Source organism: Zhouia spongiae, from assembly GCF_022760175.1.
Taxonomy (GTDB): Bacteria; Bacteroidota; Bacteroidia; order Flavobacteriales; family Flavobacteriaceae; genus Zhouia; species Zhouia spongiae.
Genome location: NZ_CP094326.1, coordinates 1,927,285 through 1,952,474, shown reverse-complemented (window position 1 = coordinate 1,952,474; position 25,190 = coordinate 1,927,285). Strand labels below are relative to the sequence as shown.

Below are 25,190 nucleotides of genomic sequence, written 5' to 3'. Positions count from 1 at the left end.
CTTATCAAAAGATAATATCAACCCTATGTCAATTTTTTGCTAACTTGTGCAACAGGCACAATGTATAACCTTCATTGCTACGGTTTTTCCTGTGGAAAAATCACGCATATTTTCTATATTTACAATCAGCGGAAAAATCAAAAACGATTTCTCCGCAACGAAACGTTATACTAAACCGTTAGCTACCATTTAACCCAAAAATCGAACTATGCCAAAAAGTAGAGGAAGAAAGAAGAAAAAAAATAAAAAGAAAAATAGAGTCTACGGTAAAGCTTCTAAAATTAAAAGGGAGCTAGTTAATGGGATTGAACTAAAACTTGAAGGAAAGAACCTTACAGTAAAAAATAAGCGGACAAAAAAACAGCACGAAGAGTATGTGCAACAAATAATTTCAAATAGGCCCAAAACTCTGGAGTTTATAGAAAATTCGATTAACAGAGTTATAGAAATTTTTAAAACATATGATAATTTCAAATTATTGGGCTTTCTATCCTACAATCATTTTCTAAATCATAACAATCCCGAAGATGATGGAATGGCAGAAGTTTCATTAGAATATGCCTCAAGTTTTGCGACAGCTTTAGAAAACAATCCAACAGAGTCACCATCCGTTGAAATTTTTGAAGAGTTAAAGGATTTACTTACTAACATCCGTATGTCTTACAATGCTTACATAATGACAGAAGCATTAACTGGAGCTTACTCTGAACAAGAAAGTCACTTAAGATTTTCAACGGTTTTGGAAGCTCTTCATATGAGAGGAGACGGTTATATGAATCACATATATGATGTGTTTAAAGAAATGTTTTCTGGGCACGACCAGTTTTATATCGATAATTACGGATTTGATTCAAAAGATATTTTAGAAACATTTATTCAATTAGAGGATTCTTGGTATTGTAGATTAATACTGCCAAATGGTATGCCTCACCCTAAATCATTTGAGCGATTTGAAAAATGGCAAAAAGCAAAAGGCATTACAATGTTTAGAGCTGATGACCAAAAACCAATGATTGATTTTTTAGCTGACAATCCTGACTTTGTATCAAAAGATAACAAACCAAATGGATATTTAGTAAATGACCCAGAACAATTTCAAGAATTGCACAAAATAAGATTTAGGAAAGAATTGCATAAAAAAGTAGTTGAAGTTATTAGCCAAAAATTTGGAGATAATAAAGATTTTCTTAATCCAGAATTTCAAGGATTACCTTTAAATGAGAGCTTAATGACGCGAAAACCAATCATCAAATATGATAATGAATACTATCTTTTTGCATTTAATATTCTAACAAGAAACCTTTTTGAAATTGGAGAATTTTTGATTGAAAATGCAAACAAAAAGTACTACAAAGAGAAATATTTAGGTAATAAATACTCGCAATCAAGAGATAACTATCTAGAAAACAAAACAGCAGAATTACTTGATAATTTCATAAAGGGTTCAAAGTCATATCTAAACTTGAAGTATAAACCAGGGATTTTGGATGAAAATAAAAATCCAATTGAAACAGAATTAGACCTACTTATTATTTCGGATAAAGCCAATTATATAGTTGAGATAAAAGCAGGAGGTTTGTCCGCACCTTCTAGAAGAGGTGCATTAAAAAGTTTAACAGGTCAATTATCTGAAACTGTAGGTTATGGTGCCTACCAAAGTCACCGTGCATATAAATATATCAAAGAAAATGACGATAATTCATTCTATGATAATCAAGGATTAACAATTACAGTTGACAACAAGAAGAAAACATTTAGAATAACAATTACACTTGAACACTTGTCGGGATTCATATCAAACCTACACGAATTAAAAAAACTGGGAATTGTAAAGCCAGAAGTTGACTTTGCTTGGAATTGTAGTCTATTTGATTTAATGATATTTTCGGAAATTTTAGAGAATGAAGATGATTTTATAGATTATTTAGAACAAAGAATTCCATTATTCACGAATCCAAAAATCCGAGTGAACGATGAAATTGACCTTTTAGGATATTATCTCGAAAATGATAAACTGGTTGACGATAAACTTCTAAAGAAAGTGGACAATTATTCTTTAAATAAGACTAGTCGAGAAATAGACGAATATTTCCAAAAAGGAGGAAAAAAACCGAAGAAAAAACGGTAGCTAACATTGGTAGATGTTGCACAACCCACTAATTATATAAAAACAAGATACAAATAAGCCCTTTTATGGGCTTTTATTTTGTGGTATAGTTTAGCTGTAAACTAAAATTGAAAGGCTTAAAAAGGCGTAAAATGTATTGTATGATAGCTTTTAAAGAAAAGTAAATACTTTGCATGCTTGCTACTCCACTTTTTGTGTGGTTTTCAATGAATTTCAGGTACTTCTTCAAGTTGTAGGCTATGGCCGAGAGCTGCATACATTTGTTTGCCTGTTTAATGCCTAGGGTATTCACTTTTCTAAGTCCCATAAACTGTGTTAATGTTCCAAACACCGGTTCTACCGTGCTTTGCCGCTTGGCTTTCATATACCGTCCCTGCGGACTATTCACTCTTGCTATATTACGTTCGTATTCTTTGCGATAAGCAGTAATGTTTATGCGTTTCTCATAACTTTTACCAATACATTGTTGTTTTATCGGGCAGCCTTTACAATCACTCCGTTTGGTAAAGTACTGATCTTTTAGAGTCCCTTTCTCTAATTTTTGTTTGCGGAAAGTAACTTTCTTGACCTGAGGGCATAACCAATAGTTGCCTGCCTCAATATATGTAAATCCTGCCGGCCCTCCTTTGTAAGTACCATGGGGAGGGATAAAACTCTTGATCTGATTCTTTTCTAAAAAGGCATAGTTCTCCCCACTGCTATATCCTGTATCGGCTACACAGTTCTCCCATAGCAGTCCTGAGTTCCACAAGCGTCGTTGTACCCTTTTCACTATGTCGGGCAGTTGTTGGTTGTCTTTGCCATCGGCATGGTAGGCTTTGATATCGGTTATCACATGATTGGAGGTGTCTACGGTTAATTGAGATAGGTAATTGAGTTTCCTGGCCTTGCCCGGTTTGACACTGATACGGGCATCGGGATCGGTAGGACTGTAATGGGTCTTATTGCTGGTATATCTCGAGCCTTTATTGCCTGCTCCCGGACGCTGATCCTGATCTTTTGCCCATTTACTGTTCCTGCTCTTTATGGCCTGTAGCTCCTTTTTACTGGCCGATAAGGTTTGCTGATCCTTTCCCGCTTTATTCTCTTTAGCTTGACGTAATGGTTTATCCTTGTCCCGTTTGCTGATATGGCGCACCTTACGGAGGTAGGACTCTAAATCTTCCTCAGGTACTTTGAGCTCCAGACTGTCCATCGAGGCATTGGCTTTTACAGGGGCGCTATCGATAGCCTGAGTATGGCCACTGACCATCCCGACCGATACACATAGTTCAAACACCTTGGTAAAGACCTCTTCAAACACTGACTCAGGAAATAACTGACGGGTGCGGCTAATGGTAGAATGCCAGGGCAGTTCTTCATCGATATCATAATCCAAAAAGAACAAAATATCCAATCGCATACTGCAATGCGTTATGAGCTTTCGATCACTGATAATGTTTTCTAAATAACCTACCAAACAAAGTTTAAAGAACACCACCGGATCGATGCTCTTTTGTCCGCTACTACCGTAATATCGTTTGGTAAGCGCATACAAATATTCTAAGTCCAACACCTCTTTTAACCGGCGGTAGAAATTGTCTTTGGGTACGCGTTCACTTAACTGAAACTGGTTGAATAACTTCTCCTGATACTTCTTTTTTCCTTGCATAACTACAAGGTAAGCTTCTTATCAAAAGATAATATCAACCCTATGTCAATTTTTTGCTAACTTGTGCAACAGGCACAATAGCTATAAGTAATTGCTTGTGCTCGCCTACTTCTGAAAATCCTCTCGGATTTTCAGTTTGGTGTGTACTTGCAAAGTTAAGTGCTAAACCACGCAACTACTCATAGCCGAGCCGTTGTAGTGCATTTTGAGCAACCAATGAAAATTAAAAGAATAATATTAATAATGGGATTTTTAAGTAGCGTTTTCGGATTTGGTCAAAATAATAATCTGATTGAATTGACTGCCAAACAAGACGCTGAAGAAGGTTGGCAAGATTTAGTTTTCTCTATAACGGAAAAGGAAAAATTAGACAACGGATTTTGGAGCTTAACTTGTAAAGCGAAATATGAGAATCAAATTGTCGGACTGAAAATCAATATCGCTGACGGAATCCCAGCAGGAATTGTGAACGAAGAGATTGACAACACAAGTTTTAAGCCAAATGGAGTTGAAATTCATTCAATCGGAAAAGAGAGTGACAAATTAATCGAAGTCATTTCTAAATTTTATGGACAGCCAAAAACATTGAAATTTACAAGCGAAAAATTGACTTTTACGGCTTTTCCATTAAATAAAGAGAATGCTGTTTTGGAAAATGGAAGATTTCATTTTAAACTATTCTTTGACGAGAATGACGAACGAAATCTATACGCAGAAATATTCCTGAATCCTGACTTGAAAAACGGAACAGTTGAACTGAATGAAAAGAACGAAGAATATCGATCGAATATTGTAAAATTATTATCAAAAAACAAATAAAAAACGTACTACAACAATGGTAGATGTTGCACAACCCACTAATTATATAAAAACAAGATACAAATAAGCCCTTTTATGGGCTTTTATTTTGTGGTATAGTTTAGCTGTAAACTAAAATTGAAAGGCTTAAAAAGGCGTAAAATGTATTGTATGATAGCTTTTAAAGAAAAGTAAATACTTTGCATGCTTGCTACTCCACTTTTTGTGTGGTTTTCAATGAATTTCAGGTACTTCTTCAAGTTGTAGGCTATGGCCGAGAGCTGCATACATTTGTTTGCCTGTTTAATGCCTAGGGTATTCACTTTTCTAAGTCCCATAAACTGTGTTAATGTTCCAAACACCGGTTCTACCGTGCTTTGCCGCTTGGCTTTCATATACCGTCCCTGCGGACTATTCACTCTTGCTATATTACGTTCGTATTCTTTGCGATAAGCAGTAATGTTTATGCGTTTCTCATAACTTTTACCAATACATTGTTGTTTTATCGGGCAGCCTTTACAATCACTCCGTTTGGTAAAGTACTGATCTTTTAGAGTCCCTTTCTCTAATTTTTGTTTGCGGAAAGTAACTTTCTTGACCTGAGGGCATAACCAATAGTTGCCTGCCTCAATATATGTAAATCCTGCCGGCCCTCCTTTGTAAGTACCATGGGGAGGGATAAAACTCTTGATCTGATTCTTTTCTAAAAAGGCATAGTTCTCCCCACTGCTATATCCTGTATCGGCTACACAGTTCTCCCATAGCAGTCCTGAGTTCCACAAGCGTCGTTGTACCCTTTTCACTATGTCGGGCAGTTGTTGGTTGTCTTTGCCATCGGCATGGTAGGCTTTGATATCGGTTATCACATGATTGGAGGTGTCTACGGTTAATTGAGATAGGTAATTGAGTTTCCTGGCCTTGCCCGGTTTGACACTGATACGGGCATCGGGATCGGTAGGACTGTAATGGGTCTTATTGCTGGTATATCTCGAGCCTTTATTGCCTGCTCCCGGACGCTGATCCTGATCTTTTGCCCATTTACTGTTCCTGCTCTTTATGGCCTGTAGCTCCTTTTTACTGGCCGATAAGGTTTGCTGATCCTTTCCCGCTTTATTCTCTTTAGCTTGACGTAATGGTTTATCCTTGTCCCGTTTGCTGATATGGCGCACCTTACGGAGGTAGGACTCTAAATCTTCCTCAGGTACTTTGAGCTCCAGACTGTCCATCGAGGCATTGGCTTTTACAGGGGCGCTATCGATAGCCTGAGTATGGCCACTGACCATCCCGACCGATACACATAGTTCAAACACCTTGGTAAAGACCTCTTCAAACACTGACTCAGGAAATAACTGACGGGTGCGGCTAATGGTAGAATGCCAGGGCAGTTCTTCATCGATATCATAATCCAAAAAGAACAAAATATCCAATCGCATACTGCAATGCGTTATGAGCTTTCGATCACTGATAATGTTTTCTAAATAACCTACCAAACAAAGTTTAAAGAACACCACCGGATCGATGCTCTTTTGTCCGCTACTACCGTAATATCGTTTGGTAAGCGCATACAAATATTCTAAGTCCAACACCTCTTTTAACCGGCGGTAGAAATTGTCTTTGGGTACGCGTTCACTTAACTGAAACTGGTTGAATAACTTCTCCTGATACTTCTTTTTTCCTTGCATAACTACAAGGTAAGCTTCTTATCAAAAGATAATATCAACCCTATGTCAATTTTTTGCTAACTTGTGCAACAGGCACAATGGCTATAAATAATTGCTTGTGAGGGTTAACAAGAAGAATTTTTCTTACTTTTAATCTTTACCACAAGCGGATAAATCACGAAACTAAAACGCAAATACCCATAGCCTAATACGTTGGGCTTAATGTGAAAAAATGAAAATTCCGACAATAATAGGAACAATAGACAGACGAATTTTAATCAACTATCAAGTTGACAAATACGTGCTGACTAAATATTTGCCTGAGCCATTTCGACCAAAACTTATAAATGACAAAGGTGTTGTTGGAATTTGCCTGATTAGACTAAAAAACATCCGACCAAAAGGACTTCCGAAAACTGTTGGGATATCTTCTGAGAATGGCGCTCATCGCATTGCTGTTGAATGGACTGAAAACGGAGAAACTAAAGAAGGTGTTTTCATTCCAAGGCGAGACACTTCATCAAAATTGAACTCATTAGCAGGTGGACGAATTTTTCCAGGTGTTCATCACCTTGCTGAATTCTCGGTAGACGAAAAAGAAGGAAGCTATTCTGTGGAGTTCAAAAGTGACGATGAGACTTTTCTATCAATAAAAGCCAAAGAGACAACTGATTGGAACAATGACAGCATTTTTGACAGTTTGGATTGTGCATCGGACTTTTTTGAGAAAGGTGCAGTAGGTTATTCGCCTGACAAAATCGGAGAGACATTTGACGGACTTGAATTGAAAACTTATGAATGGAAAGTGAAGCCATTAACAGTTTTAGAAGTAAGGTCTAGTTTTTTCGAAAACGAGACAGTTTTTCCGAAAGGGACAGTCAAATTTGACAATGCACTACTAATGAAAAGCATTGAACACGAATGGAAAAGTTTGAAAGGAATAAAAAACACTAAGCCCAACAATGGCTAAGAAAACATAGGGCAGACAAGGCTTTCTGAAAGGTTCGTTCACTTAGCAAACTTCGGTTTGATGCACAGATAATCGCTCTGAAAGTCCTACGTTTCTTAGCCGGGACGTTGTGCGTCATAATGACCTGTCCTGAATAAAGGCTACATAATTTTAAACATTATGTACAAAAACGACAAAGCCATCAGACGGTATTCATAACTTTGCAAACCGAAAAATAACATCTATAATAGTTATACAAATCTATGGCATTTAAAACGCTTTTTTGCTAAATTTACAGCCTACATAAGCAACAAAATCTTACAGTATTACACATAAATAATGAAAAGTAACTTAGATAATAAAAACCTTCTAGGTACAAGTCCAATTAGCGAAGTCTTTGTCAAATATGCTATCCCTAGTGTTATTGCTCTTTTATTTTTTGGGGTTCAAAATATCATCGATGGAATAATTGTAGGAAAACACCTTAGTTCTGATGCGCTTGGGGGCGTGAACATTATTTTACCTTTCTATAGTATTCTAATTGTCATTTCATTTGTTATTGGAGTTGGCAGTCTAACCATAGTGAGTATTGGTGCTGGAGAAAACAACATTAATAAATCACAAGACGCTATCAGTACGGGCTTTTGGGCTTTATTGGTAACAGCATCAGTAATAACGGTAATCTTATTTTTTTATGCTAAGGACTTTGCTTTATTACTTGGAGCAAATAAAGAATTACTTCCTTTTGCCTTAAGCTATTTAAATGGGCTTTTTCCTTTTATCATCCCCATAACGCTTGGATTTTATTCTGGATCTATTTTAAGAGCAACTGGTCACCCAAATTTTTCTATGACCTCCATGTTAATAACTACTTTGATTAACTTAATATTGAGCCCCGTCTTTGTGATTTTCTTAAAGTTGGGTGTTATGGGGGCTAGTTTGGCTACAGGTATATCATTTACAATTGGACTCATCATCTCTGGGTATATCTCCTTTAATCCAAAACAAAAGTACGCAATGTACAAAGGCAAATTCAGACAAAATTTACTTGGTAAAATAATATACAATGGCTCTTCGGAAGGTGTTTCAGAACTGGGTACAGCAATTACCGTTTTAATCATCAACTATACAGTCGTTAAATTCTCTGGATCTGATGGAGTTGCCGCTTTTACAGCTATAAATTATGTTAACCTAATTGGTGTACTGATATTTATAGGAATTTCTGAGGGGTTGGTTCCTGTTTTGAGCTATAATTTTGGTGCTAAGAATTACAATAGGGTTAAAGCCATATTGAGATTTGCAGTAAAAATTAATATTATTATCGGATTACTTTTCTTAACTATCGTTCAAGTTTGGGGAAGTTCTATTCTCCAACTTTTTTTTGAAAGCAGTAATTCTAAAGTTATTAGAATTGCTACACTAGGTTTATCTATTTATTCTTTTGTTTTCTTGGTAAATGGATTAAATATATTAGCCACGAGTTTTTTTACTTCCTTAGAAGATGCAAGAACTTCTATTATTATTTCAGTATTAAGAGGCATCTTATTTGTTATACTCGGTGTTACTGTGTTATCGAAATTTTTAGGAATCAACGGTGTTTGGATTGCTTTACCGTTAGCAGAAGTACTTACCTTAATATTCTCAGTTTATTTTTTAGTTTACAAAAACAAACAACTATCAGCAATTGAAATATAAAAATACTTCACATTAAAAAACAACTGACTACACTAGCCACACCGCATAAAAATATCATCCCCTTTTTGTTAAAAGAAAATCCAATAACAATTTTGGCACGTCTTGTGATATACAACAAATCGATTAGTCGAGGAAATATAATTATGAAAGCACACCATGGGCATTTAAGAGATAATTAACACTTCTTATGATTAAAACAATAATCATCAATCTTAAAAAAATAAACAAATGAAAAAAATCAAATATTCAAACTGGAAATTCCTATTAATGGTAACATTCATTTTCGTATTCCTCCTATCCTGCAATAAGACTAAGGAAGAAGTTCAAATTAAAAATATAATCAACCAAATATACAAACCTGAAAGTCCCTTTGCCTCTAATAGTCCTTACACAAATAGTAAACTAAAAGATAATGTCTTTTCAAAAAAACTATATGCCTTAATTTTAGAAGCTAAAGAGGTTGAAAAAAAATCTAGAGAAAGCATTTCCAAAAACGAACAAAACAATATAAAACCTTACCTTTTAGAAGGATCTGTTTTTGTAAGTGTTAGTGAAGGATATACCTCCTATTCAATTCTTAAAATATCAATTCAAGGAAACAAAGCTACTGTACTAGTTAAATTTTCTAATGACATGTTTGAAACTGTATGGACTGATAAGATTACACTATTAAACGAAAATGGCTGGAAGCTAGACAATGTTGCGTATAAAAAAGCAAACGGTAATGCAAAAAATTTACAAGAATTATTGTTTAATTTTATTCAAGCGTATTAACATACAAAAAAATGTCAAACCAACTAACAACTATACACGAAAACAAAGAATTTAAGAATATCAACTATTCTGGCAAAACATTGAGAAATAGAGAGTTTTTTCATTGTAATTTTGTAAGGTGCAACTTTACAAAAAGCGACTTGAGAGGTAATATTTTTGAAGATTGTATTTTTCAACAATGGCAGAAATAGAGGGCGTTGGATTTAGAAATATCACCTTTATAAGATGTAAAATTCTTGGAGTTAATTTTACTAGATGTAATAAACTTATGTTTTCTTTTAGGTTTAACAATTGCATTATGGACTATTGCACATTTTTTGGAACAAAACTAAAAAAAATACACTTTTTAGAATGCTCTCTCAAAGAAGTTGATTTCTCTGAATCGGATTTGACATCATCCATATTCAAAGAATCTGATTTGACAGGCGCTATATTCTCAAGCACTAATCTTGAGAGAGTTGATTTTAGCAGCGCTTTGAATTTTGCCATAGACCCCGAATTTAACAAAATGAAAAATGCAAAGTTTTCTGCATTACAACTTGAAGGTTTACTTTATAAATATAAACTGAACATTGTATAATGTAAACATAAAAATAAATATGAACGCACAACAATGTATATAAAAAACAGGCAATATAGTAGTAAAATCAAGGGTTTTAGCTCGTTTCAAGCTTTGTGCTTAAGCAAAATTTGGTGCTTCGTAACCGCCTACTTTTCATATACGTGATCGTTACAAAACATTTAAACCAAATATTTAACTATAGAAGAATGAAAAAAATAATTACTCTTACTCTGATTTTAATTTCCGCTTGGACTTATTCTCAATCAAATGATTCGGATTATTTAGTTACCGTTCAAAATGATACCATTTATTGTAAAATTCTCGAATTAAAAAATAAAAAAGTAAGCTACATTATAAAAGGTGAAAAAGGAAAAAAGAAAAAAAATATATTCAAATTTGCAGATGTACATTTTGCTGACGCATCAATAATTCAAAACCCATTAAACATTGAAATTGAAAAACCAGAGTCTGGTTATGCCCACGTTTATTTTTATAGACCTTATGTTTATACAGGTTCTGCATTAGCTTGTAAAGTGGAATATAATGGAATGCCTTTTATTAACATCAAAACTCATAGTTATTATCTACACAAAGTAAAAGCTGGAGAAGTACATAAATACAATCAAAAAAACTCTAAAAAGGACATTATTGAAATCAATGCAAAAGACGGTGAAATATATTATATCAGAGGCTCTTTTGGCGGAACAGGAGAAGCTTTTACCAACAATCTGAATTTATCAAACTCATTACATATTTTTCAAGATAATCCTAAAGTTGCTGAATATGTGATTTTGACAATGAAAAAGGTAAGCCCTAAATATTAAAAACGTTTTGTAACAATGGTAGCCGTTGCACAAGCCCTTAATTTTCTAAAAACAAGATACAAATAAGCCCTTTTATGGGCTTTTATTTTGTGGTATAGTTTAGCTGTAAACTAAAATTGAAAGGCTTAAAAAGGCGTAAAATGTGTTGTATGATAACTTTTAAAGAAAAGTAAATACTTTGCATGCTTGCTACTCCTCTTTTTGTGTGGTTTTCAATGAATTTCAGGTACTTCTTCATGTAGGCAATGGCCGAGAGCTGCATACATTTATTAGCCTGTTTAATGCCTAGGGTATTCACTTTTCTAAGTCCCATAAACTGTGTTAATGTTCCAAACACCGGTTCTACGGTACTTTGCCGCTTGGCTTTCATATACCGTCCCTGCGGACTATTCACTCTTACTATATTACGTTCGTATTCTTTGCGATAAGCAGTAATGTTTATGCGTTTCTCATAACTTTTACCAATACATTGTTGTTTTATCGGGCAGCCTTTACAATCACTCCGTTTGGTAAAGTACTGATCTTTTAGAGTCCCTTTCTCTAATTTTTGTTTGCGGAAAGTAACTTTCTTGCCCTGAGGGCATAACCAATAGCTGCCTGCCTCAATATATGTAAATCCTCCCGGCCCTCCTTTGTAAGTACCATGGGGAGGGATAAAACTCTTGATCTGATTCTTTTCTAAAAAGGCATAGTTCTCCCCACTGCTATATCCTGTATCGGCTACACAGTTCTCCCATAGCAGTCCTGAGTTCCACAATCGGCGTTGTACCCTTTTCACTATGTCGGGCAGTTGTTGGTTGTCTTTGCCATCGGCATGGTAAGCTTTGATATCGGTTATCACATGATTGGAGGTATCTACTGTTAATTGAGATAGGTAATTGAGTTTCCTGGCCTTGCCCGGTTTGACACTGATACGGGCATCGGGATCGGTAGGACTGTAATGGGTTTTGTTGCTGGTATATCTCGAGCCTTTATTGCCTGCTCCCGGACGCTGATCCTGATCTTTTGCCCATTTACTGTTCCTGCTCTTTATGCCCTGTAGCTCCTTTTTACTGGCCGATAAGGTTTGCTGATCTTTGTCTGCTTTATTCCCTTTGGCTTGACGTAGTGGTTTGTCTTTATCACCTTTACTAATGTGACGAATTTCTCGAAGATGCGTTTCTAAATCGGCTTCAGGAACTTTCAGTTCCAAACTATCCATAGAAGCATTGGCTTTTACAGGGGCGCTATCGATAGCCTGAGTATGGCCACTGACCATCCCGATCGATACACATAGTTCAAACACCTTGGTAAAGACCTCTTCAAACACTGACTCAGGAAATAACTGACGGGTGCGGCTAATGGTAGAATGCCATGGCAGTTCTTCATCGATATCATAATCCAAAAAGAACAAAATATCCAATCGCATACTGCAATGCGTTATGAGCTTTCGATCACTGATAATGTTTTCTAAATAACCTACCAAACAAAGTTTAAAGAACACCACCGGGTCGATGCTCTTTTGTCCGCTACTACCGTAATATCCTTTGGTAAACGAATACAAATATTCTAAGTCCAACACCTCTTTTAACCGGCGGTAGAAATTGTCTTTGGGTACGCGTTCACTTAACTGAAACTGGTTGAATAACTTTTCCTGATATTGTTTTTTGCCTTGCATAACTACAAGGTAAGCGTCTTGTGAGAGGAAAATATCAACCCTATGTCAATTTTTTGCTAACTTGTGCAACAGGCACAATGGCTATAAGTAATTGCTTGTGATGGTTAACAAGAAGAATTTTTCTTACTTTTAATCTTTACCACAAGCGGATAAATCACGAACCTAAAACGCAACCACTCATAGCCTAATACGTTAGCATGTATAGCTCCGGACTTGAATTCCATTGGATCATTCATCCATAGATTAAACATTTAGTTTTGACAAAACGCGGATTTATCACTCATATGTGACTAAAAAATGTAGCAACGGATTTTTGAGCAAGTTTGCGGACTTGACAACGACTAAAAACGGATCTATAATTGAACTGATCTGCCAAAATTAAACGGATTTTAAAATTATCCTTTTGACTACATAATAATTTCGCTCCTAACCGACAAAATTTAGATTGGATTTGACTCGGAACGGTTACTGCTCGTACTTACTCGGATGGGTCGCTACAAATGCTAACAATGCATACCGTTCATTGCCGCGATTTTTCCCGTGGAAAAATCACGCATATTTTCTATATTTACAATCAGCGGACTAATCAATAATGATTTCTCCGCAACGAAACGTTATACTAAACCGTTAGGCAACATTAAAACCAAACAGTATGAATTGTTACAATTGCGGAATTGAATTGACAGACGAAACTAACCACGTTGAACATATTCCTGCCAAGAATTTATTTAGTACATATCCGCCAGAATACAAAGTTAATTTATTGACAGTTCCTGCTTGTTATGATTGCAACATTGGACTTTATTCGAAAATTGACCAAGAGATAAGAGACGCTATTGGAGTTTTAAATGAAAATGATGATTTGAAAAATGAAATGACGGCTAAAGCTGTACGTTCAATAATGAGAAGAAGTAATTGGAAAGAAAGAGTTTTCAGTATTGATGAAGGAAAATCTTTTGAAGTTAGTTTCAGTTATAACGACATTGAAAAATTACACATTAAAAATTTCAAGGGGTTATTTTATGCAAAATATGGGCAGCAAATATCAGATGAATATCAAATTAAAATAATTGCAGAAGGAGACGAAGAAAACGAGAAACTACAAAAAGTAAATGGGTATTTCCGAGAATTTATTGACTTCGAAACTGATTGGAGCCATATTGGACATCCTACTGTCTTTAAATATAAACTTAAGGCAATGATTCCAGGAGAGGATGATATGTTTTATGACGGAGAAAATATTGAAGACGCTATTGGATTTTTGTGTACAATGGAATATCACGGAGCTTTGAAACCACTTGTGATTGCTCAATCGAATGAATTTATTAATAAAAAATAACGTTGCCTAACAAAGATGGTAGATGTTGCACAACCCACTAATTATATAAAAACAAGATACAAATAAGCCCTTTTATGGGCTTTTATTTTGTGGTATAGTTTAGCTGTAAACTAAAATTGAAAGGCTTAAAAAGGCGTAAAATGTATTGTATGATAGCTTTTAAAGAAAAGTAAATACTTTGCATACTTGCTGCTCCACTTTTTGTGTGGTTTTCAATGAATTTCAGGTACTTCTTCAAGTTGTAGGCTATGGCCGAGAGCTGCATACATTTGTTTGCCTGCTTAATGCCTAGGGTATTCACTTTTCTAAGTCCCATAAACTGTGTTAATGTTCCAAACACCGGTTCTACCGTGCTTTGCCGCTTGGCTTTCATATACCGTCCCTGCGGACTATTCACTCTTGCTATATTACGTTCGTATTCTTTGCGATAAGCAGTAATGTTTATGCGTTTCTCATAACTTTTACCAATACATTGTTGTTTTATCGGGCAGCCTTTACAATCACTCCGTTTGGTAAAGTACTGATCTTTTAGAGTCCCTTTCTCTAATTTTTGTTTGCGGAAAGTAACTTTCTTGCCCTGAGGGCATAACCAATAGTTGCCTGCCTCAATATATGTAAATCCTGCCGGCCCTCCTTTGTAAGTACCATGGGGAGGGATAAAACTCTTGATCTGATTCTTTTCTAAAAAGGCATAGTTCTCCCCACTGCTATATCCTGTATCGGCTACACAGTTCTCCCATAGCAGTCCTGAGTTCCACAATCGGCGTTGTACCCTTTTCACTATGTCTGGCAGTTGTTGGTTGTCTTTGCCATCGGCATGATAAGCTTTAATATCGGTTATCACATGATTGGAGGTGTCTACGGTTAATTGAGATAGGTAATTGAGTTTCCTGGCCTTGCCCGGTTTTACACTGATACGGGCATCGGGATCGGTAGGACTGTAATGGGTTTTGTTGCTGGTATATCTCGAGCCTTTATTGCCTGCTCCCGGGCGCTGATCCTGATCTTTTGCCCATTTACTGTTCCTGCTCTTTATGCCCTGTAGCTCCTTTTTACTGGCCGATAAGGTTTGCTGATCTTTGTCTGCTTTATTCCCTTTGGCTTGACGTAGTGGTTTGTCTTTATCACCTTTACTAATGTGACGAATTTCTCGAAGATGCGTTTCTAAATCGGCTTCAGGAACTTTCAGTTCCAAACTATCCATAGAAGCATTGGCTTTTACAGGGGCGCTATCGATAGCCTGAGTATGGCCACTGAACATCCCGACCGATACACATAGTTCAAACACCTTGGTAAAGACCTCTTCAAATACAGCCTCAGGAAATAACTGACGGGTGCGGCTAATGGTAGAATGCCAGGGAAGTTCTTCATCGATATCATAATCCAAAAAGAACAAAATATCCAATCGCATACTGCAATGCGTTATGAGCTTTCGATCACTGATAATGTTTTCTAAATAACCTACCAAACAAAGTTTAAAGAACACCACCGGGTCGATGCTCTTTTGTCCGCTACTACCATAATATCGTTTGGTAAGTGGGTATAAGTAATCTAAATCCAACACCTCTTTTAACCGCCGATAGAAATTGTCTATAGGTACGCGCTCACTTAACTGAAACTGATTGAACAACTTCTCCTGATACTTCTTTTTTCCTTGCATAACTACAAGGTAAGCCTCTTATCAAAAGATAATATCAACCCTATGTCAATTTTTTGCTAACTTGTGCAACAGGCACAATGTATAACCGCAATTACGGCGGATTCGACTACGTCCGAATCCACTCGGAATTGCCAACGTCAGTACCAAACCGAAAAACATTAACTTTAATCCCGTAACTGACGGTTATACGAGCCGTTGGCATTAATATAAACTGACCATCAAACTAATGGAAAACGAATTTGCAAAAGTAATGTCCGAGAGGACAGATGAAGAATTAATAAAAATTGTAACAGTCGAAAGAGAAAGATACAATCCGACTGCAATTGAAGCAGCAGATGCGGAAGTTGAAAAGCGGAATATCGACACATCTGAATTCGAAAAAATCCGAGAAAGAGCGACAGCGGAAAAAGAACAAAAAGAAAAAGTGGACTCGAATGTTGTCGGTTTGGGAATTCGGTTTGTGAATTTTCTAATTGACTTTATTGTATGGTTAATTTTAGCATTTATCATTAGTTTTATAATCGGACTTTTCATCCCTTTAACAGCTGAAAATCAAGGAATTTTAACACTATTCGTTTACATTCTATTCTTTGGGTCTTTTATAGCTTACTATGCGATAATGGAAATCAAATTCCAAAAAACAGTTGGGAAATTTGTAACCAAAACAAAAGTTGTGAAAATGAACGGAGAAAAACCAACTGATGGAGATATAATCACTCGGACTTTTTGCCGACTAATTCCATTTGATCGACTTTCGTTTCTATTTGTAAAAAACGGAATTCACGACTTTTTATCGAAAACCAAAGTTGTAAAAGACAATGTGGAATAAAATACTAATGCCAACAATGGTAGCCGTTGCACAACCCACTAATTATATAAAAACAAGATACAAATAAGCCCTTTTATGGGCTTTTATTTTGTGGTATAGTTTAGCTGTAAACTAAAATTGAAAGGCTTAAAAAGGCGTAAAATGTATTGTATGATAGCTTTTAAAGAAAAGTAAATACTTTGCATGCTTGCTACTCCTCTTTTTGTGTGGTTTTTAAATAATGGAGGAGCTTCTCCTGATATTATTTTTGCCTTGCATAACTACAAGGTAAGCGTCTTGTGAGAGGAAAATATCAACCCTATGTCAATTTTTTGCTAACTTGTGCAACAGGCACAATGGCTATAAGTAATTGCTTGTTCTCGCCTACTTCTGAAAATCCGCAAGGATTTTCAGTTTGGTGTGTAGTTGCAAAGTTTAGTGCCAAACCACGCAACTACTCATAGCCCAACCGTTGTGTGTCAATCTGAAAAAACTTCCGAACGATAATGGATTATCAAACATACGAACCACATACAGACTTAAAATCGCTTGTTAGTTGTTATTGGACTTTGGAAGTACCAATGCAAAACGAACCTCAAAAACAACGAATCGTACCAGACGGCTGTATTGAAATGGCATTTATTCTCGGAGACGATATAAAGCGGTACACTTCCGAAAATAAATTTATACTACAACCTCGTGCAATGGTGCTCGGTCAAACAATTGAACCTTTTTTCATTGAGCCAACAGGATTTGTTAAAACATTTGCTATCCGATTTTATCCTTATGGATTTGCCAACTTTGTATATAAACCAATCAAAAATTTAGTAAATAAAGAAACACCAATAAATCAGCTTTTTGAAGTAGAAACAGCAACTGATTTAGAGCAAAAAATAATCAAAGCAAAAAACACGGAAGAGCGAATAGACATTATCGAGAAATTTCTTTTGGACAGGTTAAATGACAAAAAAACAATTAATGCAATTGTAAAAAACACCGTAGACTCCTTGTTATCTACAAACGGAAGTGCTTCAATAACTTCAATCTTTAAAGATGAACCTTCAAAACGAAGACAACTCGAAAGAAACTTCAGAAAACAAATTGGTTTAAGCCCTAAACAATTAGGAAAGCTAATTCGCCTACAAACTGCTTTAAAAATGTTACTCAACCAACAGTCGGGAAACCTGACCGACATTGCCTATAACAGTGAATATTTTGACCAAGCACACTTTATAAAAGACTTTAGAGAGTTTACAGGAATAAACCCCAAAGAGTTTATAGCTCACGAAAGTTTGGCTCTTTCAGCCCTTTTTTATAAATAATTCAGGTGTCGCATTTTTACAATTTCAACCGACTTTCAGCTATTAGTTTTGTTCCGTTAATAACAAACTAGAAATGAAAGAAAAAATTTTTATCGCAATTATTGCCCTAACATTCGGTATTGTGTCTTGTAAAAACAAAGATTCTTCAACTCTCAAACAAAGCCCAACTAAAGAAACATATACAAAAAGCATAAATAATATGAACAGTTACATCTCAATTTTTGAAATTCCTGCAACGGACATTTCACGAGCCATCAACTTTTACAAAGAAATTTTAGGAGTGGATATTGAAAAATTAGAATTCCCAGAAATGGAAATGGGTCTGTTCCCATACCAAGACCAGATGGTAACAGGTGTTATTATGAAAGGTGAAGGTTACGAACCTTCTGCCAACGGAGTTACTATTTACCTGAATGGTGGAGATAATTTGCAAACCATTCTTGATAAAGTGGAAAACAACGGTGGAAAAATTATTATTCCTAAAACACCTCACGCTGACGAGATTGGATTTTTTGCCATTTTCCACGACTCGGAGGGAAATAAAATCGGACTTCATTCACCGAATTAAAAAAGAGCGAACGCACAACAAAGAACTGAGTTAAAAACCCATTAGTTTTATAAATACAAGATCCAAATAGGCCCTTAAAAGGGCTTTTATTTTGCGATTTAGTTTCGTTACAAGCTAAAATTGAGAGGCTTATAAAGAAATAAAATTCGTCGTGGGAACACTTTTAGCTCAAAACAAACACCTTGCAGGCTTTCCGCTCCACTTTTAGTGTGTTTTTTAAATGATGGAAGAGCTTCTCCTGATATTGTTTTTGCCTTGCATACCTACAAGGTAAGCATCTAATGAAAGGAGATTATCAACGCTATGTGAATTTTTTGCTAACTTGTGCAACAGGCACAATGTATAACCGCAACTGACGGTTATACTTCCCGTGGGCAAAAATTAAAACAAAAAAATATGTTCGGAATAATAAACTTTGAGGCTTTTTTAATAGCTGGATTGATTTTGAATTTAACACCGGGAGCTGATACGATATATATTCTTGGAAGAAGTGTTGCTCAAGGAAAAAAAGCGGGAATTTTATCTGCATTGGGAATATCGACTGGAGCAATTTTTCATATCATTTTTGCAACCTTAGGATTATCAATAATACTTGCCAAATCTGCAACAGCTTTTGAAATAGTCAAATATTTGGGGGCAGTTTACTTGATATTTTTAGGAATCAAAACAATATTAAAAAAAGAAGATGGAAAGTTTGAACTGAGTAATGAAAGTGAAATTGTGAATTATAGAAAAATTTACTTATCTGGGGTTCTAACCAATATTCTGAATCCGAAAGTAGCATTATTCTTTCTTGCATTTTTACCACAATTTATTGCCCCAAATTATGGACAAAGTTCACTTCCTTTTTTAATCCTTGGAGTTACATTTTTACTTACAGGAACAATTTGGTGTTTAGTTTTAGCATTATTTGCTTCGAAACTATCTGACCGAATTAGGAAAAATTATAAAATTAAAATGTGGTTGGACAAAATAACTGGTGGAATTTTTGTCACTCTTGGAATAAAATTAGCATTGATGAAAAAATAACTTTTGTCAACACCATTTAAGAAAAGTCACGAAATTCAATGAAAATCGGAGAACATAATAAACTGAAATCTTATCATTGGATAATTCCGATTTTGACGATTCCGATTTTTTTGCTCTTTTCTGCAAATTATTTTTGGATATTTTTTGCAACAATGTCGAACAGAAGCGGACTTTGGGGCAGTATGTATTCGTATTATGATTTGACTAAAACACAATACGGATTTTACAACCTGATTTTGACTCTGATTTTATGTGGACTTGCCCTCTCTCAACTGACTTTTTTAATTAAAAAAAATGCTTACCGACTTAATAAAACCTTTTTAATAATGGGAATTTTAATCGGACTTATAATTTTGAGTGAAATTTATATGAAAACAAGATTTGTTGGAAAAGGATAACGGAAAAATAAAAACGGTACACAATAACTAGCGTTCGTGTGGTCGGAACGGCCACACATGAATGGCGTGTTGACTGAACCGGGTTTCTACTGGTTTGCATTTTATTATTGTAATATTAAACTTAAAATCAAACTTTCAAAGCATCCTCGACTATAGGACAAACTTATTTGTGGTTAATTTGTTTTACACTCGAAATCCAACTATTTTTAAAATCTAAATTGGTGGTTTTGAGACAGGCTGCTGTTGGTAACAAGACAAATGAAAAACCGAATAACATTATTGCTATCTCTATTTTTGACATTTAATGTTTTCTGTCAAACTGATGAACCAAAATCTATTTTAGCTTCCAAGTTTTACAGTTTTGAGACATTTGCTTTAGTTGTAAGATTTGACAAAGGAATAGATTCTATTAACTTTCCGATTGACACTAAACTTATTGAAATCCAAATCAAAAAATTGGATATTAATGGTAAGGATTTATCGCCCAAAAAGGTTTACTATGAATATCGATTTACTGCAAAGGTTGATACAACTTACAAACTACCATCAGCAAAACTCTGGTCGAATAATAAGTCTTACAAAATCCCACTTGAAGAATATGTAATATTAAAAAAACCACAAAAACCTATCAAACTTTCCAAAACTGACTCAATAAAAATGGTGGAAAAAGAAGATGTTGGTAAGATCAAGAAATATGAGGGATCTGAAAAAGCAAGACTCGAAGGTAAAATTGAATCTCGACTTTCAAAGAACATTAATAAAAGCGTTTTTTTACTTTGGACAGATAAAAATATACTAAAAATTAATGACCGTTTTAGAATCATCATTGAGAGCAATTTAGATTTTGACAAAACCTCTATTTCTATGGAAGATATAGAAAATTTAAGCAAAAAATTTAATGTAGAAAAATCAGGAATGTCAACTATTTATGATAATGGTATGGAACATTATTACATATATTTTATTTGTAAAGCTATGGAAAGTGGAAACATAGATATTAAACCATTGAAAATTAAAACACAAAATAAGAAAATAGAAACGAACAAATGGACATTTAAAATAGTTGATTAATTCAATAATAAATATCTAAAATCCAATTGCCAACACCGGTAGTGAGTGCCCCCCCAATAGTATAATAACAAGATCCAAATAAGCCCTTTTAAGGGCTTTTACTTTTGTGGCTTTTCCCGATACTATTTTTTACCTTGCTTACTATACTATAAGCAGCTAATGAAAGGAGCATATCAAGGCTATGTCAATTTTTTGCTAACTTGTGCAACAGGCACAATGGCTATAAGTAATTGCTTGTGTTGGTTAACAAGAAGAATTATTCTTACTTTTAATCTTTACCACAAGCGGATAAATCACGAACCTAAAACGCAAATACTCATAGCCTAATACGTTGGCAGTAATTACAAATGGCACATCAATTAAAATTTATATTCATTTTAATCTTTTTGATTTCTTGTTCTAATAAGAAATCAAACCCAAGTTCTTCTAATTTAGAAAAGTCCAATACGGACCTGAATAAAAATTCAAAATATCAGGAGGAAAAGCCCCTTGACCTTCATAAAAAAATATCTTTGGGAAATTACGAAGGAAAGATTGGAGACAATTTGAATGTTCTATTTCATTTAGAGAATACAGAAGGTAAAATATCAGGATTTTATTTTTATGAAAAAACAGGTGTAGACATTAAAGTGGTTGGAGGTGTTTTTGAAAATGAATTGTTAGCTTATGAATTAAACTTTAAAAGTGATACACTTGCTATTTTAAAAGGAATTATCAAAGAATCCTCTATCAACGGAAAATGGATTAATTCTAAGACCCAGAAAGAATACCCTTTAATTTTAAATAAAACAAACAAAAAAATTGAAGCCTTACCCAATAACGTCACAGGAACTTATTTTGACACTGTATGTAATATAACTCTTGAAATATCAAAATCAAAAGGAGAATATTATTACAATTATTCTTCTGACGAGCGACAACTAAAAGGAAAAGTTATTTTTTCAAGAGACGAGGATTTATTTCTTGTTCTTGATAATATTGAGTATGCAGAAGATTACTTTGACATTTCTTTACCTGAAGAAAATGAAGCAAAACGAAAAGAGTTTGAAAAGCTAAGGAAGATTGGGAAGCGCCAAATTGGGATTGATTGTTATTGGAGCGCAGAAGAGATAATCATTCAAAATTATGGAAATGCAATGAACTATTATGTAAAATTATATGATTGTGGAGAAAAATACATTCATCTAATAAAGCAATAACTACTGTCAACAAGGGGCTCCGTTGCACAACTATTTGAAAGAAAAAAGATCAAGTATGATAAATCTAATCAATAAAAAAAATAAATCTTCAAGCATTACATTTAAAATTGATTCCAACAAGCTTTCAATAAACAATAACATTATAAAATTACCAACTGACTGGCAGGAGCTTAATAAATATTTTGGAAAACCATCTCAAATAAAAAGAAATGAAATTTATTGGAAAGAAATAGGGATAAGTACCAATCCTCACGGAAATGGAAAAACTAATCATATAACACTTCATACTGATTATAACCCAATATGGGCAAAACCAAAATTGGAGCAAAAGCCTTATTTTAACGGGACTATAATTATTGATGGTGTTAAAGTCAAAAAACAACATTGTAACAATATTACAATGCGTAAGTATGAAATTAAACAATTTACATATCCAGGCAAAAAAAGGCCTTGCTTGATTAGTATTTCATACAATGAAATTTTTGATAAAGATTTTGTTAAACCTAAACTGACAAAAGATAAGTATACCATCAAGAAATTAGAAGAAGAGCAAATTGAATTTAAAGATTTTGGTTTTAAGTTATCCATTATTCAGGAATTGATGTATCACAAAGAACTTCTAAAACCCAAATTTGACTTATCTGAATTTGTAGATTGGTACGACAAACGAAAAATAGAAATTGAAAAAGAAGGATATGATCTAATACCGGAAGTTACCCAATATTTTAAAGATTTACCTATACCTAAAAAATATGCATCTGAAGTAACTGAAATCTATCAAGATGGAGGAAATGACATTTATATGCAACTTTTAAGGTTCGGAGAAGGATCGGAAGACTATTGGGACATTGAGACTGCTATTGATGCAAAACAATTTCCAAACTTAAAACAAGCTAAATTAGGTTATGCAAAGGATAATGTAGTTGATGAAATGAATAATATGGGAATTAAAACAGAATTGATATAAAAACAGGCTACAACAAAGACGGTCACCGTGCACCCGCTTCTAATGGTATAAAACAAGATCCGAACAAGCCCTTTTAAGGGCTTATATGTGGTATCGTTTCGTTGTAAGCCAACATTGAATGGCTTAAAAAGGAGTAAAATCCGTTGTATAATCCCTTTTAGAAAAAAACTCGCACAATGCATACTTACCGGCCCACTTTTAATGTGTTTTTCAAATGATTGAAGAGCCTCTTCTGATACTATTCTTTGCCTTGCATAACTACAAGGTAAGCGTCTAATGAAAGGAGATTATCAACCCTGTATTTAATTTTTGCTAACTTGTGTAACAAGTACAACGTATAAAATTAATTGCTTGTGATGGTTAACAAGAAGAATTATTCTTACTTTTAATCTTTATCACAAGCGGAAAAATCACGAGCCAAAACGCAACCACTCATAGCCTGATACGTTGCCTGCAAGCTGAAAAAAATTGTACATCATGAAATGAATACTTACCTGTTTTTTCAAAAAATAAGAACTTACCATAACATCTCTGAACAGGCAGAATTGGCCTGGAAAAAGCTATTACGGCTAAAAGAATATCACAAAGGTGACAATATTCTCGACATTGGACAGTATCCCAAAAAAGTGTCTTTTGTTGTACATGGATTGCTTTCACAAAACTACATTGGGGACAATGGAGATGTGGTCATAAAATATTTTTTTCCCGAACAGCGAATGGCTGCTTCGTTAGGTGCAATGTTGGCAAAAAAACCTAGTGTATTTTACATTACCGCACTTGAAGACACAAGGGTTCTTGAATATGATTTTTTTGAGTGGAAAAAATTATTTGACGATTTTCCCGATTTGGCTCTTTTCTATATAGCTTACAACGACCTCCATTGGATCATCGAAAAAGAACCCTTGGAAATTACATATAGAACAGAAACTGCTGCTAAAAGATATGACGATTTTCTCCAGAAGTATCCAAATCTTATAAAAAGGCTCAAAAAACATCATATTGCTTCCTATTTAGGCATTACACCCACCCAATTGAGCAGAATATTTTTTGCGAACAAGTAGTTTTTTTTCGTTTCCTCAACATATGTAAAAGTTTTAGTCACACAATTACCACAACTTTGTGCCATTCATTACTAACAATTAAAAAAACAAAAAGATGGTAACAAAAATTTTTATTAACCTACCCGTTAAGAATCTTGACAAATCAAAAAAATTTTTTGAAAGTTTAGGTTTTAGTGTTAATCCGCAATTTACTGATGAAAATGCAGCCTGTATGGTCGTCAGCGAAACTATTTTCGTGATGCTGCTTACAGAGACCTACTTCCAAACTTTTACGAAAAAACCAATCAGCAATGCAAAAGAAAGCACAGAAGTTCTGATTGCATTAGACGCTGATTCGAAAGAAACAGTGCAACAAATTGTTGCAAAAGCACAAGCATTGGGCGCTACCATATACAGCGAACCACAGGACCACGGTTGGATGTATCAACACAGTTTTGCAGACTTGGACGGACACCAATGGGAGTTTGCATATATGGACATCACACAATTTCCAAATGAATAATCTGAAATTTTAAATCTCAAAACAAATGAAAAAGAATAGACTAATTTTTTGGATTGCTACAAGCATTATCTTTTTATGGGAAGGTCTGATGCCGTTAAGCACCCTGCTGTTTGCTCCCGAATACTTTAACGCAGGGACAAAACCTTTAGGCTATCCTGACTATTTTGCTTATGCATTAATTATTTGCAAAGTCTTAGGAGCAACAGCGATAATGTTACCAAAATTACCAAGCAAATTGAAAGAGTGGGCTTATGCAGGTTTGACATTCAATCTGATATTTGCTGTAATCAGCCACATTGTGGTGGACGGGAACATCGGCTATATTTTAACACCTATAGTAATCGGTGGCATACTTACAATTTCGTATATCTATAACTTAAAAATTAAAACGAATAGCTAAGACAGACTACAAAACAATTGCCGAATATCATAAAGTTTTTACAGGCGACAACTATCACTTAATTTGCTATTGTTCATTTTCAAAATACTTGATAATATCAAGTCCTTAGAGCGAAGCAATGCTGAAAGAATTTGAAGTAGAATTGAAGAATTATAAGGTTTCAAAGT

The 25,190-nt window shown here is 34.7% G+C and carries 24 protein-coding genes; 20 read left to right on the top strand and 4 right to left on the bottom strand.

The window, feature by feature from the left end; genetic code table 11:
* The first annotated feature begins 208 nt into the window (after window positions 1–208).
* Window positions 209–2,128 (top strand): hypothetical protein, encoded by a 1,920-nt coding sequence (locus MQE36_RS08470; RefSeq protein ID WP_242938725.1) that lies wholly within the window; start codon window positions 209–211, stop codon window positions 2,126–2,128.
* Window positions 2,129–2,201: 73 nt separating this feature from the next.
* Here MQE36_RS08470 and MQE36_RS08465 read toward each other — a convergent pair whose 3' ends face one another.
* Window positions 2,202–3,779, bottom strand: coding sequence for an IS1182 family transposase (locus MQE36_RS08465; RefSeq protein ID WP_242938244.1), 1,578 nt, complete (start codon window positions 3,777–3,779; stop codon window positions 2,202–2,204).
* 216 nt (window positions 3,780–3,995) lie between these two features.
* On the opposite strand from MQE36_RS08465, the gene MQE36_RS08460 reads away from it, so the two are divergent.
* The gene (locus MQE36_RS08460) at window positions 3,996–4,598 is read left to right on the top strand and encodes a hypothetical protein (RefSeq protein ID WP_242938724.1); all 603 of its coding nucleotides are present in this window, start codon (window positions 3,996–3,998) and stop codon (window positions 4,596–4,598) included.
* Window positions 4,599–4,681: 83 nt separating this feature from the next.
* On the opposite strand, the gene MQE36_RS08455 is transcribed toward MQE36_RS08460, so the two are convergent.
* Entirely contained in the window at window positions 4,682–6,259 is a 1,578-nt protein-coding gene (locus tag MQE36_RS08455) for an IS1182 family transposase (protein ID WP_242938244.1), read from the bottom strand.
* 211 nt (window positions 6,260–6,470) lie between these two features.
* Between MQE36_RS08455 and MQE36_RS08450 the strand changes: the two genes are divergently transcribed.
* The 6 genes from MQE36_RS08450 (at window position 6,471) to MQE36_RS08430 (ending at window position 11,042) form a co-directional block, all read left to right on the top strand.
* On the top strand, window positions 6,471–7,208 hold the full coding sequence (locus tag MQE36_RS08450; protein WP_242938723.1) for a DUF2071 domain-containing protein: 738 nt from the start codon (window positions 6,471–6,473) through the stop codon (window positions 7,206–7,208).
* 318 nt (window positions 7,209–7,526) lie between these two features.
* Window positions 7,527–8,882: an MATE family efflux transporter gene (locus MQE36_RS08445; RefSeq protein WP_242938722.1), complete on the top strand. Its 1,356-nt coding sequence runs from the start codon at window positions 7,527–7,529 to the stop codon at window positions 8,880–8,882.
* Window positions 8,883–9,110: 228 nt separating this feature from the next.
* Window positions 9,111–9,656, top strand: a complete 546-nt coding sequence (locus MQE36_RS08440) for a hypothetical protein (RefSeq protein ID WP_242938721.1) — start codon at window positions 9,111–9,113, stop codon at window positions 9,654–9,656.
* Between the two features lie 11 nt (window positions 9,657–9,667).
* Window positions 9,668–9,847 (top strand): pentapeptide repeat-containing protein, encoded by a 180-nt coding sequence (locus MQE36_RS17035; RefSeq protein ID WP_341461499.1) that lies wholly within the window; start codon window positions 9,668–9,670, stop codon window positions 9,845–9,847.
* Window positions 9,835–10,236, top strand: a complete 402-nt coding sequence (locus MQE36_RS08435) for a pentapeptide repeat-containing protein (protein ID WP_242938720.1) — start codon at window positions 9,835–9,837, stop codon at window positions 10,234–10,236. Before MQE36_RS17035 ends, MQE36_RS08435 begins: the two co-directional genes overlap by 13 nt.
* A 188-nt stretch (window positions 10,237–10,424) precedes the next feature.
* A complete protein-coding gene (locus tag MQE36_RS08430) occupies window positions 10,425–11,042 on the top strand; it encodes a DUF2846 domain-containing protein (RefSeq protein WP_242938719.1) in 618 nt (205 codons plus the stop codon).
* Window positions 11,043–11,124: 82 nt separating this feature from the next.
* On the opposite strand, the gene MQE36_RS08425 is transcribed toward MQE36_RS08430, so the two are convergent.
* Entirely contained in the window at window positions 11,125–12,699 is a 1,575-nt protein-coding gene (locus MQE36_RS08425) for an IS1182 family transposase (RefSeq protein WP_242938718.1), read from the bottom strand.
* Between the two features lie 652 nt (window positions 12,700–13,351).
* Between MQE36_RS08425 and MQE36_RS08420 the strand changes: the two genes are divergently transcribed.
* Window positions 13,352–14,038 (top strand): hypothetical protein, encoded by a 687-nt coding sequence (locus tag MQE36_RS08420; protein ID WP_242938717.1) that lies wholly within the window; start codon window positions 13,352–13,354, stop codon window positions 14,036–14,038.
* A gap of 82 nt (window positions 14,039–14,120) precedes the next feature.
* Here the strand turns inward: MQE36_RS08420 and MQE36_RS08415 are convergent, their stop codons facing one another.
* Window positions 14,121–15,698, bottom strand: coding sequence for an IS1182 family transposase (locus tag MQE36_RS08415; RefSeq protein ID WP_242938716.1), 1,578 nt, complete (start codon window positions 15,696–15,698; stop codon window positions 14,121–14,123).
* A 226-nt stretch (window positions 15,699–15,924) separates the two neighbouring features.
* Here MQE36_RS08415 and MQE36_RS08410 point away from each other — a divergent pair, with 226 nt between their 5' ends.
* The 11 genes from MQE36_RS08410 (at window position 15,925) to MQE36_RS08360 (ending at window position 25,023) form a co-directional block, all read left to right on the top strand.
* Window positions 15,925–16,527 (top strand): RDD family protein, encoded by a 603-nt coding sequence (locus MQE36_RS08410; RefSeq protein WP_242938715.1) that lies wholly within the window; start codon window positions 15,925–15,927, stop codon window positions 16,525–16,527.
* Window positions 16,528–17,012: 485 nt separating this feature from the next.
* Window positions 17,013–17,828, top strand: a complete 816-nt coding sequence (locus MQE36_RS08405; RefSeq protein WP_242938714.1) for an AraC family transcriptional regulator — start codon at window positions 17,013–17,015, stop codon at window positions 17,826–17,828.
* A 73-nt stretch (window positions 17,829–17,901) separates the two neighbouring features.
* The gene (locus tag MQE36_RS08400; RefSeq protein WP_242938713.1) at window positions 17,902–18,396 is read left to right on the top strand and encodes a VOC family protein; all 495 of its coding nucleotides are present in this window, start codon (window positions 17,902–17,904) and stop codon (window positions 18,394–18,396) included.
* A 396-nt stretch (window positions 18,397–18,792) separates the two neighbouring features.
* On the top strand, window positions 18,793–19,425 hold the full coding sequence (locus MQE36_RS08395; RefSeq protein WP_242938712.1) for a LysE family translocator: 633 nt from the start codon (window positions 18,793–18,795) through the stop codon (window positions 19,423–19,425).
* Between the two features lie 38 nt (window positions 19,426–19,463).
* On the top strand, window positions 19,464–19,823 hold the full coding sequence (locus tag MQE36_RS08390; protein ID WP_242938711.1) for a hypothetical protein: 360 nt from the start codon (window positions 19,464–19,466) through the stop codon (window positions 19,821–19,823).
* Between the two features lie 258 nt (window positions 19,824–20,081).
* On the top strand, window positions 20,082–20,894 hold the full coding sequence (locus tag MQE36_RS08385) for a hypothetical protein (protein ID WP_242938710.1): 813 nt from the start codon (window positions 20,082–20,084) through the stop codon (window positions 20,892–20,894).
* Between the two features lie 347 nt (window positions 20,895–21,241).
* The gene (locus MQE36_RS08380; RefSeq protein ID WP_242938709.1) at window positions 21,242–22,093 is read left to right on the top strand and encodes a hypothetical protein; all 852 of its coding nucleotides are present in this window, start codon (window positions 21,242–21,244) and stop codon (window positions 22,091–22,093) included.
* Between the two features lie 55 nt (window positions 22,094–22,148).
* Window positions 22,149–23,060, top strand: coding sequence for a DUF6892 domain-containing protein (locus MQE36_RS08375; RefSeq protein WP_242938708.1), 912 nt, complete (start codon window positions 22,149–22,151; stop codon window positions 23,058–23,060).
* A 482-nt stretch (window positions 23,061–23,542) separates the two neighbouring features.
* A complete protein-coding gene (locus tag MQE36_RS08370; protein ID WP_242938707.1) occupies window positions 23,543–24,121 on the top strand; it encodes a Crp/Fnr family transcriptional regulator in 579 nt (192 codons plus the stop codon).
* 94 nt (window positions 24,122–24,215) lie between these two features.
* Complete coding sequence (locus tag MQE36_RS08365; protein ID WP_242938706.1) at window positions 24,216–24,623, top strand: VOC family protein; 408 nt, start codon at window positions 24,216–24,218, stop codon at window positions 24,621–24,623.
* A 25-nt stretch (window positions 24,624–24,648) separates the two neighbouring features.
* A complete protein-coding gene (locus MQE36_RS08360) occupies window positions 24,649–25,023 on the top strand; it encodes a DoxX family protein (RefSeq protein ID WP_242938705.1) in 375 nt (124 codons plus the stop codon).
* Window positions 25,024–25,190 lie beyond the last annotated feature (167 nt).